We start from the raw sequence: 15,983 nt of genomic DNA on the forward strand, positions 1-15,983 counted from the left end.
AGAAAAAAATGCGTTACAAACGCTTAGAATCGCTCGAGTTGCGAGAAGAAGAAATTGCCTTCGATAGCGGCGTTTTCATCGCTGTCTGAGCCGTGAATGGCATTGGCCGCAATTGAAGTGGCAAAGCGTGCGCGGATTGTTCCGGGTTCGGCTTTGGCAGGATCGGTAGCGCCGATGAGTGTACGGAAATCGGCTACGGCATTGTCTTTTTCAAGAATAGCAGCCACGATGGGGCCAGACGACATATAGCTAACCAGTTCGCCGTAGAAGGGGCGTTCTTTGTGGATTTCGTAAAATTTGCCAGCCGCTTCGGGAGTGAGGCGGGTGTATTTCATGGCCACAATGCGGAAACCGGCTTCGTTAATCTGCGCCAGAATGGGGCCAATGTGGTTGTTGCCCGTAGCATCGGGCTTGATCATGGTGAAAGTTTTGTTGCCTGCCATAGTAGTTTTTGTTGATGCCTTTTCAAAAAGGCGTGCAAAGATAGTGGTTTTTGAGTGTTTATGCACATTTACTGTTATTTTTACGGCTTAATTCCACCTTGTGAAGCCTGCCGAAAAAACCGCGCTTAAACGCCTGCTTGCCCAGCCGCAGCAAATTGTAATTGTTACACATTGGTCGCCTGATGGCGATGCTATTGGTTCCTCGCTGGGGCTTTGGCATTACCTGCGCAAAAAGGGGCACAGTGTAAACGTGGTAACGCCCAACGATTATCCCGAATTTCTGCACTGGATGCCCGGCCACAAACAGGTTACCGATGCCCAGCGCAATCCGGCCAAGGCGGCCAGGCTCATAGCCAAAGCCTCGCTCATTTTCTGTCTCGATTTTAATGATCTCAAACGCATAAACGTACTGGGCAAGCTGGTGGCCGAAAGTCAGGCGCCCAAAGTGCTTATCGACCATCACCCCCAACCTGATGCTTTTGCCCGCTTCAGCCTGCACGAGGTAAAAGCCAGCTCCACCGCCGAACTCATTTACGAGTTTATGTCGCTCATGGGCGATGAAAAGCTGGTGGATAAACACATAGCCAACTGCCTTTACGTAGGTATAATGACCGATACGGGCTCGTTTCGTTTTCCGGCCACAACCGCGCGTACGCATGCCGTAGTGCAGCGGCTTATGGAGGCTGGCGCAGAAAATGCACTGAATCACAACCGCATTTACGACGATAATACCGAAAACCGGATCCGTCTGTTGGGTTATGCGTTGAGCGAAAAGCTGGTGGTGCTGCCCGAATTCCGCACGGCGTTTTTTGCGCTGAGCCACGAAGAGCATGAGCGTTTTCATTTCCAGAAAGGCGATACGGAAGGGCTGGTGAATTATGGCCTTACCATGCGCGGCATTGTGTTTTCGGCCTTTTTTGCCGAGCGCGACGGAATTATAAAATGTTCGTTCCGCTCGAAAGGGAAGTTTGATGTGAATGTGTTTGCGCGCGAGAACTTCAGCGGCGGCGGCCATGTGAATGCGGCCGGCGGGGCTTCACAACTTTCGTTAAACGATACCGTTTCTAAGTTCAGAAAGCTGCTTCCGAAGTATCTTGCAGCATTAAACAAAGCCTAAACAACCATGAAACGCATTGGTGTGTTACTGCTTGCGCTCTCCGCACTGGTTGCTGCCTGCTCGGAAGATAAGCCTGTGCAGCGCCGCCGGCCGCTTACTGAAAAGCAGATGCGCGACGGATCAGTGAAAATGCACACGTGGGACAGGCAGCGGCAGGCCGACGAAATAGACCAGTACATCCGCCGTCAGGGCTGGACAATGGAAACCACGGCATCGGGCCTGCGCTGGATGCTGCTCAAAAAAGGCAGCGGCACGCAAACCGCCCAACCCGGCCAGATTGCCAAAGTGTATTACACCATTAAACTCATGGACGGCACGGTGTGCTACACGTCTGACAAAGACGGCTCGCGGAGTTTTGTAATTGGGCGCGATGATGTGGAGCCCGGCATACACGAAGGCGTGCAGCTGATGCACACCGGCGATAAAATGCGGTTTGTGCTGCCCTCGCATCTTGCACACGGACTTACGGGCGACAATGCCAAAATACCGCTGCTGGCCTCGCTGGTGTGTGAACTTGAACTTTTAAAAATCTCCCAGCCCGAGTAATGCGATTTTATTCTCTCCCGCTTTTTTTCTGTGTAGTTACGCTGCTTGCTGCCTGTGGCAACGAATCGTCGAAATATCCCGGCTACAGCGAAGCCGGCGAAGAAGTGTACTGGAAACTCATTGAACCCGGCGAGGCTGAAAAGCAACCCGGCGAAAACGATTTCATTGAAGTACGCATGCGCAACAGCTTCAACGGCACGGTATTTTTCGATTCGGAGCTGCAAAGTGCCCGTGGCACCGTGCTCATGCCGTTTGCAGGGAACAAACATCTGGCTATGCTGCACGAAGGCGACAGCGCCGCCATTTTGCTCCCCGGCGGCGATTTACGTCTGCCCGGCATGCCCGATACCGGCATGATGCAAATGAATATACGCCTGGTGCGCATCCTCTCCGAAGCCGAGTACAACAAACGCATTACCCAAACCGACACCGACGCCGACGAACAAATTCTCATTGCCCGTTACCTCAGCCGTCAGAAAATTGCCGCAAAACCCGACAGTACGGGCATGGTATTTATTCCGGTAAGTGCAGGCAGCGGGCGCACCGCTTCAGGCGCTAAAACCGTTACCGTGCGCTATACCGGCAGCTTTTTAAACGGACGTGTGTTTGATAATAATGCCAGCGGCGAAAAGGGTGTGGCTTTCAGCTGGGGGAGCGAAGGACAGTTAATTCCCGGATTAACCCGTGCATTGCGTGGTATGAAAACGGGCGGAAAAGCAAAAATAGTCCTACCTTCGGCGCTGGCTTTTGGGAATGGTGGCTCAAGCACCGGACTCATTCCGCCACATACGCCCGTGGTGTATGAACTCGAATTTTTATCTGCAGAATAAATATTTCCTAATTCAATCAATGAAAAATGTCCTGTTTGCTGCACTTGCAGCAGTTTCAGTAGCCGCCGTTTCGTGCACCGAAGGTGGTCCTTTCCCGGGCTTCGAAAAACAAACGCCCTCTACCTACATCAAGTTTCATAAAAAAGGCGATGGAAAAGACACGGCCGGACAGGGTGGTGTGGCTTTCCTTCAGTTGAAACTGATTACCCCGCTCGATTCGGTGATTCAGGACTTCAATGCGGCACGCGGCGAGCAGTCGGTACCGATGCGTCTGGAGCCCTCTCGTTTTAAAGGCGATTTTCTGGATATTATTGCACACCTGCACAAAGGCGACAGTGCCACGTTTTTTGTAAACCTTGATACAATTAAAAAGTATTTCCGTAAAGGCGAGCAGAATGAATTCCCGCTTGAACCGAAATACGATTCGTTGAAATACATTGGTTTCCGCGTGAAGGTGGACAGCATTTACACCAAAGCTTATACTGAGAAGAAGATTAAGGAGATGCAGGATAAGCAGCAGAAAATGATTGATGATGCGAAGAATGCGGAAGCCGGTAAAATTCAGAGTTACCTTACAAACAACAAACTCACCGACCTTAAGCCCGATGAAAAAGGCATTTATTTTAAAGTAATCAAGCCCGGTACAGGTAAGCAGGTTGCCGAAGGCATGCAGGTAGCAGCCCGTTACAAAGGTACTTTCACCGACGGCCGTATGTTTGACGGCAACTTTGAAGCACCCGAACCGATGCGTTTTACTGCCGGTCAGCAAATGATTCCGGGCTTTACCGATTGCATTCTGCGTATGAAAGACGGCAGCCGCGTGCTGTTCATTCTTCCTTCGTCTCAAGCTTACGGCGATATGGGTTCGCAGGGAATTCCGCCTTACGAGCCGCTGGTGTTTGAAGTGGAAATCAAAATTGAAAATGCAAAACCGGCTGCCGGTAAATAATTAAGTAAATCACTTTCACATGAAACGTATTCCGGCTCTGTTTGTAATTGTTACACTTGCGCTGCTTGCGGCTTTGAACTGGTCGTTTGCCGGTAAAGACAAGGGCAAACAGAGCCGGAAGTTTCTGAAAGGCTACCAGCAGATAGCTCCCGCTACCTGGCTGAAAATGCACAAAGCCGGGCCTAAAGTCGATTCGGCCGGTGTGGGCGGTGTGGCGTTTATGAAACTCAAACTAATCGACCACCGCGATTCAGTACTGGCCGACTACAATGCGCAACGTGGCGGGCAGCAGGTGGCTGTGCAGTTTGAAAAACCTCGTTTCAAAGGCGATTTTCTCGATGTGCTCATGCACCTCAACACGGGCGACAGCGCCACGTTTTACATGGTGCTTGATTCGATCAAGAAATACTTCCGTACTCCGGCCGGCAACGATTTTCCGCTTTCGCCCAAAGATGATTCACTTGAATTTGTGGGCTTCCGGGTAAGAGTTGACAGTGTGTACACAAAAGCTGCAATGGACCAGAAAATGGCAGTGATGCAGCGCCAGCAAACGGAGCAACAAAAAGCCATGAAGGAAAAAAGCCGCAATGATGTACTCTGGTATCTTGCGGTTAACGAAATGAGCGATCTGAAGCCCGATACCAAAGGAATTTATTATAAAGAGCTTATTCCCGGCACCGGCGCACAGGTTACACCCGGCACAAAAGTATCTGTGTGGTATAAAGGCATGCTTACTAACGGGCTGATTTTTGATACCAATCTGGCCGGCCCCAACCGTATGCCTATGGAATTTATTGCCGGTCAGCAAATGATTCCCGGATTTACCGATTGCATTCTGCGTATGAAAGACGGCGGCAAATCGGTATTCATTATTCCACCCGAACTGGCCTACGGCGATCAGCAAAACGGCGCTATTCCGCCCTACAGTGCGCTGGTGTTTGTAGTGGAACTCAAAATAGTGAGTTCGGGGAAATAAACAGCATCTGCGCGGCATGAAACAGTCTCTTCAAACCGTGTTGTTTGCTGCGGTGGTTTGTTATGCCGGATTACGTTTTGCCGTGCCTGCAGAAAAAACGGTGCCTGCTTTTCTCGAAGGTTATTCACCGCTTAGCCCAAACACATGGCTGCGTGTAATTCGCCCCGGCGAAACAGCCGACAGCATTCCGGCTGGCAGCATGGTGTTTGCAAAACTCCGCGTGGCGGCTCCTAACGGTAAAACCATTGTGGATTATTCCGCCGCAAATCACAATGCCCCGATGCCGCTGAAATTTAACTTTGCCCGTTTTGCCGGTGATTATGCCGACGTAATGAAACAGCTGCACAGCGGCGACAGTGCCTGCTTTTTCATCTGTACAGATACACTCAAAAAATACAGCCTGAACCGGCATCTTATTGATCCGGTACCGCTGGCGGCGGAATTTGATACGTTGCCCTACATTGGCTTTTACATCCGCATCGACAGTGTGTACACTCCCGCCCGCATGGAACAGATGCGCAGGGAAAAAGCGCAGCGTAACGATCCTGCGGCCCTACGTGCCAAAGCCCTTGCCGATATTCAGACCTATCTCACCGACAATAATCTTTCTGACCTGCAGCCTGACCGTAACGGTATTTACTACAAGGAACTTATTCCCGGCAAAGGATTGCGCGTAATGCCCGGCATGAAAGTTTCGGTGATGTACAAAGGAACATTTACCGACGGCCGTGTGTTTGATACAAACATCGGAAAGCCCGGTGCAAAACCACTGGTATTTGTGGCCGGAAGGGGGATGATTCCCGGTTTTACCGAGTGTATCCTGCGTATGAAAGACGGTGGTAAATCGCTGTTTATTCTTCCGCCCGAGCAGGCCTACGGCGAAAAAGGAGCAGGAAACATCCCTCCCTGGAAACCGCTGGTGTATGAAGTAGAACTCAAAATTACCGACTCCGGCACCCGAAACTGATAACGAATCTATTTAACCTGATAACCTATGAAACGATTTCTGATTGGCTTTGTGAGCCTTCTTTTAGTGGCCGGTGCTGCAACCGGTGCAGCATTTGCATTTAACGGCGGCGAGCCCGCCAAAGAACCCGAGCGTAAATACAAAAGCAAGAAAGTACGCAAGCCTAAAACCATTAAAACCGCATCGGGGCTCGAATATACCATTACCGCCAAAGGCAATGGCCCGCAGGCTGGTTCTGGTTACCGCCTTACCGTATTATACACAGGCAAGCTCACCAACGATACCGTTTTTGATGCTTCTTCGCGTCATGGCAATACACCTTTCACCTACAAAGTAGGCGCAGGCCGTGTAATTAAAGGCTGGGACGAAGCCGGTGCGCTGCTGCGTGCAGGTGATAAAGTAACACTGCGTATTCCGCCCGAACTGGGCTATGGCGCGCAGCAAATGCCAAATATTCCGGCCAACAGCACACTCGTTTTCGAAATAGAAGTGCTCGATGTACAGCCTCCTCCCGTAAAGCGTGATGCGAAAGGTATGGACACCGTAACCACGGCTTCGGGGCTCAAGATTGTGTTTTTCGAAAAACATCCCGAAAATCCCCTTGCCAAGCCCGGTCAGCGCGTAAAAGTAAATTACAGCGGTTACCTTACAGATGGCAAAATGTTTGATTCTTCGTTCGAGAACGGCGCACCGATTCAGGTAATGCTTGGAAAGGGGCAGGTGATAAAAGGCTGGGACGAAGGTCTGGCTCTGATGCGTGTGGGTGAAAAGGCCCAGTTTATCATTCCGCCCGGCCTGGCATACGGCAACCGCGCAATGGGATCGATTCCGGCCAACAGCACGTTAATTTTCGACGTGGATCTGCTCAGCGCGCAGTAAGGACTAGTGGCAAACTCCTGTTGCCGTATAAAAAGCCTTATATTTGGCCTTTAGCTGAATGATCCCCATTTGGCCCCTTGCAAGCGCCTATGCTGAATGAAGCTGATGTAAAAGCCCTGTTAACTGACCCGATGACCGATTGGTTTTATCTGGGGCAGGTAAACGATGGCTTTATCGATTCCTTTATTGCATTGCTTGATGCTCGTCCTTTTTTCCAGAGCCTGAGCAGGCCTGCAAGGCGTCGTTTCATGCAAACGTTAATAGAAGCCCTTCAGAATATTCGCAACTACACGCCGCACAACCTTACAGGTTACCCGGAAGCGGTTGTCCTCATGCAGCGATTAACTACCACCAACTGGCTGCTGCGTTGCGGCAATGTGATGCTCAACAGCAATGTGGAGAAACTGCAAAGCCGCCTTGCCCGCATTTCAGAAAGCAACAGCGCGCAACTCAAAGAAATGTACATCCACCAGATGGAAGCCACACTTCACGATCAAAGTCGTACAAGTGCAGGTCTCGGGCTTATTGAAATGGCCCGTTCGTCTGATACGCCGCTCAAATACAAGTTTGTAACGCTTAATCAGCAATACACTTTCTTTGCTTTAGAAATAGAAATCTCATTAGCCTGAGCCATGATTCCCAAACTGCACATACCAGAAACCCGCAGTACGCCCGAAATTCATTTCGATGAGGCAAACGGAATTTACCTGATCCGTGGTCGTTCAATTCCACCCGATGCCTCCTCGTACTTTCATCCGCTCGATAAATGGGTGGAAAATCTGGTGGCCGTGGGTACATCCAAACCGGTGAATTTGAAAATAAGACTCGAACACCTCAACACGGGTACTATCCGTTCGCTGCTTACCATATTTTCAAAACTGCTTCGCATCCGCGAAAAGGGCACCGAAGTCAATATTGAATGGTACTACAACGAGGAGGACGAAGATCTTATTGATAAAGGCGAAGAAATGTCGCTCATTCTCGATGTGCCCTTCCGCTATATCAGCTTCACAGAAGGCGATTATTAAGAGCCTGTCAGATAATTTTGTTCTGCTTTGATTTTGATGGATTTTTGGATTGATTGAGGCGCTTTTTGAACAGATACATGGAAGGTCTCTGAGAAAAAGCAACGAAAAGCAATCAAAAAAGACGCGAAATCATTAAAAAGAAAATTCCCTAACAGGCTCTAAGACATTATTCTTTTCTTTAAAAGCAACGGCCGGAATCAGTTCCGGCCGTTGCTTTTTGTTTTGAAAGCCTATTTATGATTTTTGGAGTTTATGCCAGAGGAAATAGGATGCAAACAAAAATGCCACCGGCAGCAGAATAACCACAATACCTGCATTCAATTCCTGCGTGGCAATAATCGAAACAGCAGCCGCCAGAAGATCGAAGAACAATCCGGCATAGGCCCATTCCTTGATTCGTTTAAATTGTGGAATAAGAATGGCAATAGCTCCTGCCGCTTTGGCAATACCAATAAATACAATAAAGTACTCGGGATATCCCAGTGCGGTAATAAATGTAACGGCTTCCGGGTCAAGCATTATGTCTGGTATTGCACTGAAGAGCATAAAGGCTGCAAAGAGTGAGGTAATAATCCAGTAGGCAAGTTTGATTTTTTTCATGGCGGTGTGGTTTATGCGTTGCAATTTAATGAGTAACCTTTCAAGGTTGAAATGATGCTGTTTATTTCGTGATAATTGGAAAAAAGGTTGTTAGCACACGAAGCGGGCATAAAAGAGAAACTGCCACTAAGCCTGGGAAGCCGTGGCAGTTTCGATTTTTTTTGCTGATAAACCCGCGTGGAAGCCCGTGTAACCGGGGTGCGGCGTAAATCAGTCAAACACCTTAACCAGAATGATACAAACTTACACCTGCAAACTACCTTGATCAAGTGCCCTTTTACAAGCGGCAGGTTTAATTAACAGGTGGGGATGAATTCCGGATAAGTGGTAAAAAGTGAGCTTCTGATACCTCCGAAAGCCTTGCAAACACTGTTAATTAGTGTTAAGGCGGCTTATTTTACCTCTTCGTAATCCACATAGTCGCCATCGTCATCGTTGCTTTTTTTCGATGCGTTTTGCGGCTTTTGTGTTTTATCCTGATTGTGATGGTGGTGATGTGTATTTTGCTGGTAGTAATACTGACCGCTGCTAGGCGCATTGCCACTGCGTGAGGGACTAAGTATCCGCCACAAAATCCAGCCTACAAGTAGGGTATAAAACAGTTCCTGCATGTGTTGCAAATGTACCGCAAAAAATCAGTTCTTCGCCACAAGGCCGTGTCTGAGGCGTTCTGTTGCACGGTACTCGTCGGGTGAGAGGCCGGTGTGGAGTTTGAAAAAGCGGCTGAAATAGGCCGGGTCGTGAAAGCCTATGGTGTAGGCTATTTCTTTGGCCGATGCAAGGGAATAGAGCATCAGCCGCCGGGCTTCCAGTATTACCCGTTCCTGTATCAGATCGCCCGCTGTGCGACCGGTGCTTTTTTTCACCACATCATTCAGATGGTTGGCCGATACGGATAGTTTTTCGGCATAATCGCTTACACGGTGTGTGGTGGTGAAGTGTGCATCAATAAGATTGCGGAACTGTACCACCAGATGTACGCCTGCTTCGCGCGCAGGTTTCAGCCGTTCCGGGAATTTTGATTTGCAGCGCAGCAGCAGTATATTGATATAACTTCGGATAATTCCTTCGCGGTTGGGATCGTCAGACTGATATTCAGTTTTAATGTGGATGAATATATTTTTTACCCATTCCTTCATTCCCGCATCTAACTTCAGCATCCGGTCGCGGCTGTCGATATCAAGAAACGACATACCCCGCAGAAAATCACGGCTCATGCTGTCGAAGTAAAAAAAGGCTTCGGTAAACAGCAGCACTTTCCCCCGCGTGCTTCCCGTACGATTAAGCAGATGCACCTGCCCCGGCGATACAAAATGCAGGCTGTGCGAATTGATCGGGTAGGGCTCAAAATCAATCATGTGTGTGCCTTCTGCCTCTTCAAACAAAAATATCTCGTAATAACCGTGCCGGTGTGGCTCGGAAGTAACGTAGTCCTGATTGTATTCGCCCAGTTCAAAGTAGCGGAATGCTGGGAGGTCTTCTTCACCGGGATGAAATTCGTTTAACGGAATCTGTGTAAATGGGATATTTGCCATGATAACCGAAATTAGCAAAAATGTAACAACATGTAATTAATAGTAGCCAGCTGTTTCGCCAGAAACAGCAGCCAAAATTCAGTAATAATTCGAGGAATGACTGAACGGGTTAATTGCGTTTACCCGAAATGAGTGTGAAAAAGAGGGGAGGAGAGGAGATTTTTTTCATTCGCATACTTTTAAGAGCCTGTTTAAAATTCATCCTTTGGCTTTGTTTCGGCTCATTTTCCCTCATCCTGCGTTCTGTTTTTTGTCGATCCTCTCCAAGGATCGCCTGCAAAACACGCCTTGTCTGAGGAAAAATGTGCTCAAAATCTCGAAAACAAATTATACACAGGCGCTAAATGAATAAACCGTATAGCTTCTTACCTTCGCATTACGATGAAAGTAACTGTAATTGTTAAAGAAGTAAACGCCCGTTTTCGTCAGGATATTGCGGATAAATACAACGACGGAAAAGAAAGTGCGGATAACATGCACTACAACTGGGAAGACGAATTTGCTGTAAAAGCCGATGTGTCAGCCTTTAAGGTTCGCAACAATGTGCCTTACGAACTTCGTGGCTGGCGTGGCACCAGTGAATTTTGCATCGAAATCCCGGGTATGATGGTGGTTGATTGTCATCATGCCGATGATTCAGTTACACAGTTTGCCTTTTCGCGTAAATATGTAAAAGACACCAAAAAGTCAGAGCGCCCCAACGGCGATATTCGCTTTTTTGTGTTTGTGAGTGATACAAAACCGGCCGTGAGTCCGCAGCCCGGCGTGTATATTCTTCAACACGAATGGCCGCAGGAATTACCGCTGCCTGTGGCAGAAGAGGGTGATGATGAAGATGAGGATTTTGATTTTGAGGATGATAGTGAGGAGTAGCCATCACGCACCGCCGACGGTGATTTTGATCCTCGTATGCCTCTGGGAACTCAATCACCGGAATTGTAAGCATTGAGGCGGGTGATTTTGATCCTGCATGCCTGCGGTGAATCAATCACCGGCAATGGAAGCATTGAGGCGGGTAATTTTGATCCTGCATGCCTGCGGTGAATCAATCACCGGCAATGGAAGCATTGAGGCGGGTGATTTTGATCCTGCATGCCTGCGGTGAATCAATCACCGGCAGTGTAAGCATTGAGGCGGGTGATTTTGATCCTGTATGCCTGCGGTGAATCAATCAACGCAGTGTAAGCACTGCCGCCGGTGATTTTGATCCTCGCATGCCTGCGGTGAATCAATCACCAGCAATGGAAGCATTGAGTCAAATAATTTCGACAGATTGAATAGCTTAACCCTATTGTTTTCCGGTGGCTGAGTTTATCGAAGCCACCGGAAAACAAAAGCGCGGCAATCATTACCGACTGCCGCGCTTGCTATTGATACAAGACGATTACTTGGTGTCTTTCACTTCTTCAAAATCCACATCCGTTACTTCGGCATCGCCGCCCTGCGGGTTTCCGCCCTCGGGATTTCCGGTATCGCCGCCTTGCTGCTGCATGGCTTCGTACATACCCTGAGCCACCTGCTGGAGATTGGCCATTGCCGTGTCGATGGCAGGGAAATCTTTATTGGTGTGTGCCGTGCGAAGTGCAGCAAGTGCATCCTCAATGGGCTGTTTTTTATCGGCCGGGATTTTATCGCCAAACTCTTTCAGCTGCTTTTCTACCTGGAAGATGAGCGAGTCAGCCTGATTGAGTTTTTCCACTTCTTCGCGGGCCTTCTTGTCGGCTTCGGCGTTCATCTCGGCTTCTTTCTTCATACGCTCAATTTCGTCTTTAGAAAGACCAGAGCTGGCTTCGATGCGGATGTTCTGTTGTTTGCCTGTGTTTTTGTCTTTGGCCGACACGTTGAGAATGCCGTTTGCATCAATATCAAACGCCACTTCAATTTGCGGCACGCCACGCGGCGCGGCCGGAATTCCGTCGAGTACAAAGCGGCCAATGGTGCGGTTTTGTGCGGCCATGGGGCGCTCGCCCTGAAGGATATGGATTTCTACCGAAGGCTGATTATCAGACGCGGTAGAGAAGGTTTCTGACTTCTTGGTGGGAATGGTGGTGTTAGCCTCGATGAGTTTGGTCATTACACCGCCATAGGTTTCGATACCTAATGAAAGCGGAGTAACGTCGAGCAGCAGCACATCTTTTACTTCTCCGGTAAGCACACCGCCCTGAATGGCTGCACCCACGGCAACCACTTCGTCGGGGTTTACACCTTTTGAGGGTGATTTACCGAAGAATTTGGTAACGGCTTCCTGAATAGCGGGAATACGTGTGGAACCACCCACAAGAATTACTTCGTTAATGTCGTTTACACTGAGGCCGGCATTGCTGAGGGCCGATTTGCAGGGCTCAATGGTGCGGCGGATGAGATCATCAACCAGCTGCTCAAACTTGGCGCGTGTAAGGCTGCGCACAAGGTGTTTGGGAATACCATCAACCGGCATAATGTAAGGCAGGTTGATTTCGGTGGTATTCGAGCTGGAGAGTTCGATTTTGGCTTTTTCTGCCGCTTCTTTCAAACGCTGCAGCGCCATCGGATCTTTAGTAAGGTCGAGGCCGCCGTTTTCGGATTTGAATTCGGCCACCAGCCAGTCGATAATTTTCTGGTCGAAGTCGTCGCCACCGAGGTGTGTATCGCCATCAGTTGCTTTTACTTCAAATACGCCGTCGCCAAGTTCAAGCACGGAAACGTCGTGTGTACCACCGCCGCAGTCGAACACCACAATTTTCATGTCGTTGTTCTTCTTGTCGAGGCCGTAGGCCAGGGCAGCCGCAGTAGGTTCGTTAATGATACGGCGCACTTTGAGTCCGGCAATTTCACCGGCTTCTTTGGTGGCCTGACGCTGGGCATCATTGAAGTAGGCCGGCACGGTAATTACCGCTTCGGTTACTTCGGTACCGAGGTAATCTTCGGCTGTTTTCTTCATTTTCTGAAGAATCATGGCCGAAATTTCCTGCGGGGTATATTTGCGGTCGTCTATTTCAACGCGGGGCGTGTTGTTTTCTCCTTTTACAACAGAGTAAGGTACGCGACCCGTTTCAGTAGCAACTTCGTTAAAAAGATGCCCCATGAAACGCTTAATGGAATAAATGGTTTTGCGTGGATTGGTGATGGCCTGGCGTTTAGCCGGATCGCCAACCTTGCGCTCGCCGTTATCAATAAAAGCTACGATTGACGGGGTAGTACGGCGACCTTCGTTGTTTGCTATTACAACAGGTTCATTGCCTTCCATTACAGCCACACAGGAGTTCGTGGTGCCCAGGTCAATACCAATAATTTTGCCCATGACGGAATAAGTTAATGTTTAGTGCTTAGTGATGTATGTGCCTGCCTAAAGTCAATTCCTATGCCATGCCCTTTTGAAGCGTTTTTTTTGCCAAAATGCCGTCTTCATCCGCTCATTTACTGCCAAAATGACGTATCATCAATGCAAAACTGCCCGGACAAGGGTTTGTCCGGGCAGTAATTGGCAGGTTATATGGTTACCTTACTGACAGCCGAGCACGGCGTCATTGCGGTCTCTGAATTTCAGTCCGCAGGAAATATAGCCGCGAGAAAGCGTATCCTGAGTAAGCTGTGTAATCTGAATGTTGCGTTTGGTAATTTTTGTGCGTGAGCCAAAAACGCCTACCGCCATTTGGGTAGTGCCGGCTTCATCGCCGGGAATCAAGATGTTTGAATAGCTGGGGCGTTCCTGTACCAGAGAGGAGGAGGGGCTGTTTACACGCATGTAGGTGTAAAGATCCTCTCCGGCAGCATAAATGGTGTAGGAGATAGAATCGCCATCGCGCCAAACCACGTTCGGATCATTGGGGATGCTTTGTACAAGAAAGCGGTAAAAGTCGTCAGGACCATAGGTGAGTGCGAGCGCATTTACGGCGCCGGGAGCCTGTTCGAGCGAACCGAATATCCACTCAGGTGTGGATTTAAAAGACACATTACCGTTGATATCCTGTTCGCGGTAGTGGAAGCGCAGCGCGGCCTGATAAAAACTGCCGGTAGCGGAGGGATTCCAGCTCACGGAAACGCGGGTAGATGGTGTTGACTTCACAATCTGCACCGAATTGGCATTGGCGGTAACAGGGGCAAAGTTGAATGTTTTTACAAGTACGGTTGTGCTGAAAGCCTCTTTGTTGGGGTCGGATGCAAAACGGACGCGCAGCTTGTAGGTGCGGTTTGAGTTAAGCATGCCTGTGGTGGTGTTGAGCGAATAAATAACGTAAGCGCCGGAGTAAAAAAGACCGGGATCGCGTGAGGGAATGGTATCGGTTTGCAACGTCCACGAGTTAGTGAGCGTGTTGTTGTTCCATTCTTCAATCACCACATTAAGCTGAGTGGCATAGAAAATAGAATCCATTTCCTGTGCCATGGAAAGCGCATTGTCGGGCCCGAGAAACGCTTTCTGAATCCGCACATACTGTTTGGGCTGAGTCTGGTCGAGCAGGCAATAAACAACCGGAATTTCCTTGTAATCGGCAAGCAGGTCAACCTCTGTGCTGCAGGTCCAGAACAGTGCAGGAACGGTAAGGATAAATAGAAACAGCTTTTTCATATCAGCAGAAAAGCCACAGTTTGGGATGTGACGGGCAAACTTACAGTTTTTTCGTCAGTCCTGAGTCTGATTATGTGGCAAGTGGAAAAGTCAGTTCACAGGTGGCTGTTTCTGGCTGATAACCGGGATGGTTACAAGTTGGTAATGGCCACCATGGGGCCTTCCGGAGCCGTCGCCCCGCCTTGTTTTTCGAGGGTAATGGCAAAGGCATCGGCTTCGGGAATAATTTTTAACAATTGAAGCTGGTTGTTGAGCGAAGCATTAAACACACCTGCATCAACCGGCTTGCCGTTTACAATGGCCCAGAGCTGATATTGTTTGTCGGATGGCGTGTTTGCCAGCGTGCCCGGATCCACGCACACGGTTTTGGAGCGGCTGCACCAGAAAAGTACGGCTTGCTGGCTGTTGTCTTTTGAACGGAGGGAAATTACAGAGGGGCGGTAAAGTGTAGAAAGTTCGGTAATGGTGGCCTGATGCTGATTGTGATAGGCCGTGTACATATTTTGCAGCGAATCGACACGCTGTTTGTTATTCACGGCCTGCTGGGCAACGGTTGCGTTCTGGTTTTCCAGATCGGCAATACGACGCCCGGCCTGCTGCAGGTTGTTGTGGTGAATAATGTTGAGGGTAATGCTTCCGGCCAGCAGCACTCCGGCCAAAGCTGCCACGGCTTTCCAGATACGTGCGGGAGCTTGAGCGGCGTGAAGGGGAATTACATTGCTGCTTTGTGCAGGCGCTGCTTCGTGGCCAAGCACATGACTGATAATTTGTTCGCGCAGTTCGGGGCGCGGGCTCACGCCGTGCATGCCCGCATAAGCTTCCGTTTCAAGCTGAAGTCGGTCGAGTTCGGCACGCACTTCCTCAAACTGCGCAGCCATACGCTCCACCTCACGGCTTTCTTCCGCGGTGGCTGCGCCAAGCACATATACGTGCAGCAGTCCTGATTCTATGAGTTCCTGAGCATCCACGGCATTAACCTCCTTGTAATAATTGACGCAAACGTGTCATTGCCGCTTTTACACGGGTTTTCACGGTGCCAAGCGGTATCGAAAGCTCTTCTGCCACTTCCGACTGGGTGTAGCCACCAAAGTAAAGCAGATCAATCAACTGTCGTTGCTCCGGTTTAAGCTGATCCAGTACTTTACTTAATCCAATATGATCTACACCAGTTACACTGTTGTGTTTGCGGTCAACACTATATACGTTATCGTTGATGGATTGGATTTGGCTACCGTCTCGGAATGCTTTGGAGCGAGTGGCATCTATGGCTGTGTTACGGGCAATGTTGAGCAGCCAGGTGTATAAACGCCCTTTTGAGGCATCGTAACTATCAATATTCTTCCAGATTTTTACAAAAGCATCCTGCAACAGGTCTTCGGCCATTTCCTGTTCGGCCACAATGCGGAAGATTACGCCGTACAATGCCTGAGAATAATAATCGTAAAGTAAACGCAGCCCGCTTTCGTCCCGCTTTTTCAGCAGATCAACCAGCACAGGTTCGGGAGGAAGTATGGCGCGTGTTCCCAAAATTTTTTTTGCGTGTTGCGAAAGTACGAGGTATTGTTAC

18 protein-coding genes are annotated in these 15,983 nt (G+C 49.2%); 10 read left to right on the forward strand and 8 right to left on the reverse strand.

Annotated elements, in window-relative coordinates; translation table 11 throughout:
• Positions 1-23: 23 nt before the first annotated feature.
• Positions 24-443 carry a nucleoside-diphosphate kinase gene (locus IM638_12295; protein MCA6363811.1) on the reverse strand — a complete coding sequence of 140 codons (420 nt, stop codon included), beginning with the start codon at positions 441-443 and terminating at the stop codon, positions 24-26.
• 100 nt (positions 444-543) lie between these two features.
• Here IM638_12295 and IM638_12300 point away from each other — a divergent pair, with 100 nt between their 5' ends.
• The 9 genes from IM638_12300 (at position 544) to IM638_12340 (ending at position 7,735) form a co-directional block, all read left to right on the forward strand.
• On the forward strand, positions 544-1,560 hold the full coding sequence (locus IM638_12300; protein ID MCA6363812.1) for a bifunctional oligoribonuclease/PAP phosphatase NrnA: 1,017 nt from the start codon (positions 544-546) through the stop codon (positions 1,558-1,560).
• Between the two features lie 6 nt (positions 1,561-1,566).
• Entirely contained in the window at positions 1,567-2,106 is a 540-nt protein-coding gene (locus IM638_12305) for an FKBP-type peptidyl-prolyl cis-trans isomerase (GenBank protein ID MCA6363813.1), read from the forward strand.
• Positions 2,106-2,936, forward strand: coding sequence for an FKBP-type peptidyl-prolyl cis-trans isomerase (locus IM638_12310; GenBank protein MCA6363814.1), 831 nt, complete (start codon positions 2,106-2,108; stop codon positions 2,934-2,936). The genes IM638_12305 and IM638_12310 overlap by 1 nt, the downstream gene beginning before the upstream one ends.
• Before the next feature lie 19 nt (positions 2,937-2,955).
• Complete coding sequence (locus IM638_12315) at positions 2,956-3,885, forward strand: FKBP-type peptidyl-prolyl cis-trans isomerase (protein MCA6363815.1); 930 nt, start codon at positions 2,956-2,958, stop codon at positions 3,883-3,885.
• A gap of 19 nt (positions 3,886-3,904) precedes the next feature.
• A complete protein-coding gene (locus IM638_12320; GenBank protein ID MCA6363816.1) occupies positions 3,905-4,861 on the forward strand; it encodes an FKBP-type peptidyl-prolyl cis-trans isomerase in 957 nt (318 codons plus the stop codon).
• A 16-nt stretch (positions 4,862-4,877) separates the two neighbouring features.
• Entirely contained in the window at positions 4,878-5,828 is a 951-nt protein-coding gene (locus IM638_12325) for an FKBP-type peptidyl-prolyl cis-trans isomerase (GenBank protein MCA6363817.1), read from the forward strand.
• A 27-nt stretch (positions 5,829-5,855) separates the two neighbouring features.
• Entirely contained in the window at positions 5,856-6,707 is an 852-nt protein-coding gene (locus tag IM638_12330; GenBank protein MCA6363818.1) for an FKBP-type peptidyl-prolyl cis-trans isomerase, read from the forward strand.
• Positions 6,708-6,796: 89 nt separating this feature from the next.
• Entirely contained in the window at positions 6,797-7,336 is a 540-nt protein-coding gene (locus IM638_12335; protein ID MCA6363819.1) for a hypothetical protein, read from the forward strand.
• A 3-nt stretch (positions 7,337-7,339) separates the two neighbouring features.
• The gene (locus IM638_12340; GenBank protein ID MCA6363820.1) at positions 7,340-7,735 is read left to right on the forward strand and encodes a DUF1987 domain-containing protein; all 396 of its coding nucleotides are present in this window, start codon (positions 7,340-7,342) and stop codon (positions 7,733-7,735) included.
• A 234-nt stretch (positions 7,736-7,969) separates the two neighbouring features.
• Here IM638_12340 and IM638_12345 read toward each other — a convergent pair whose 3' ends face one another.
• The 3 genes from IM638_12345 to IM638_12355 all read right to left on the reverse strand — a co-directional run bounded on the left by IM638_12345 (position 7,970) and on the right by IM638_12355 (position 9,870).
• Positions 7,970-8,335, reverse strand: a complete 366-nt coding sequence (locus IM638_12345; GenBank protein ID MCA6363821.1) for a DoxX family protein — start codon at positions 8,333-8,335, stop codon at positions 7,970-7,972.
• 392 nt (positions 8,336-8,727) lie between these two features.
• Complete coding sequence (locus IM638_12350) at positions 8,728-8,946, reverse strand: DUF4834 family protein (protein ID MCA6363822.1); 219 nt, start codon at positions 8,944-8,946, stop codon at positions 8,728-8,730.
• A gap of 24 nt (positions 8,947-8,970) precedes the next feature.
• A complete protein-coding gene (locus IM638_12355) occupies positions 8,971-9,870 on the reverse strand; it encodes a helix-turn-helix domain-containing protein (protein MCA6363823.1) in 900 nt (299 codons plus the stop codon).
• A 381-nt stretch (positions 9,871-10,251) separates the two neighbouring features.
• Between IM638_12355 and IM638_12360 the strand changes: the two genes are divergently transcribed.
• Positions 10,252-10,743 (forward strand): hypothetical protein, encoded by a 492-nt coding sequence (locus IM638_12360; GenBank protein MCA6363824.1) that lies wholly within the window; start codon positions 10,252-10,254, stop codon positions 10,741-10,743.
• Between the two features lie 511 nt (positions 10,744-11,254).
• Here the strand turns inward: IM638_12360 and dnaK are convergent.
• From dnaK to IM638_12380, 4 genes are all read right to left on the reverse strand, one after another.
• Positions 11,255-13,150 carry a molecular chaperone DnaK gene (gene dnaK, locus IM638_12365; protein ID MCA6363825.1) on the reverse strand — a complete coding sequence of 632 codons (1,896 nt, stop codon included), beginning with the start codon at positions 13,148-13,150 and terminating at the stop codon, positions 11,255-11,257.
• Positions 13,151-13,351: 201 nt separating this feature from the next.
• A complete protein-coding gene (locus IM638_12370; GenBank protein ID MCA6363826.1) occupies positions 13,352-14,416 on the reverse strand; it encodes a hypothetical protein in 1,065 nt (354 codons plus the stop codon).
• Positions 14,417-14,547: 131 nt separating this feature from the next.
• Positions 14,548-15,384: an anti-sigma factor gene (locus IM638_12375; protein MCA6363827.1), complete on the reverse strand. Its 837-nt coding sequence runs from the start codon at positions 15,382-15,384 to the stop codon at positions 14,548-14,550.
• A gap of 4 nt (positions 15,385-15,388) precedes the next feature.
• Positions 15,389-15,943 carry a sigma-70 family RNA polymerase sigma factor gene (locus IM638_12380; protein MCA6363828.1) on the reverse strand — a complete coding sequence of 185 codons (555 nt, stop codon included), beginning with the start codon at positions 15,941-15,943 and terminating at the stop codon, positions 15,389-15,391.
• Between the last annotated feature and the right edge of the window lie 40 nt (positions 15,944-15,983).

The organism is Bacteroidota bacterium, from assembly GCA_020402865.1.
In the GTDB taxonomy this organism is placed as follows: Bacteria; Bacteroidota; Bacteroidia; order Palsa-965; family Palsa-965.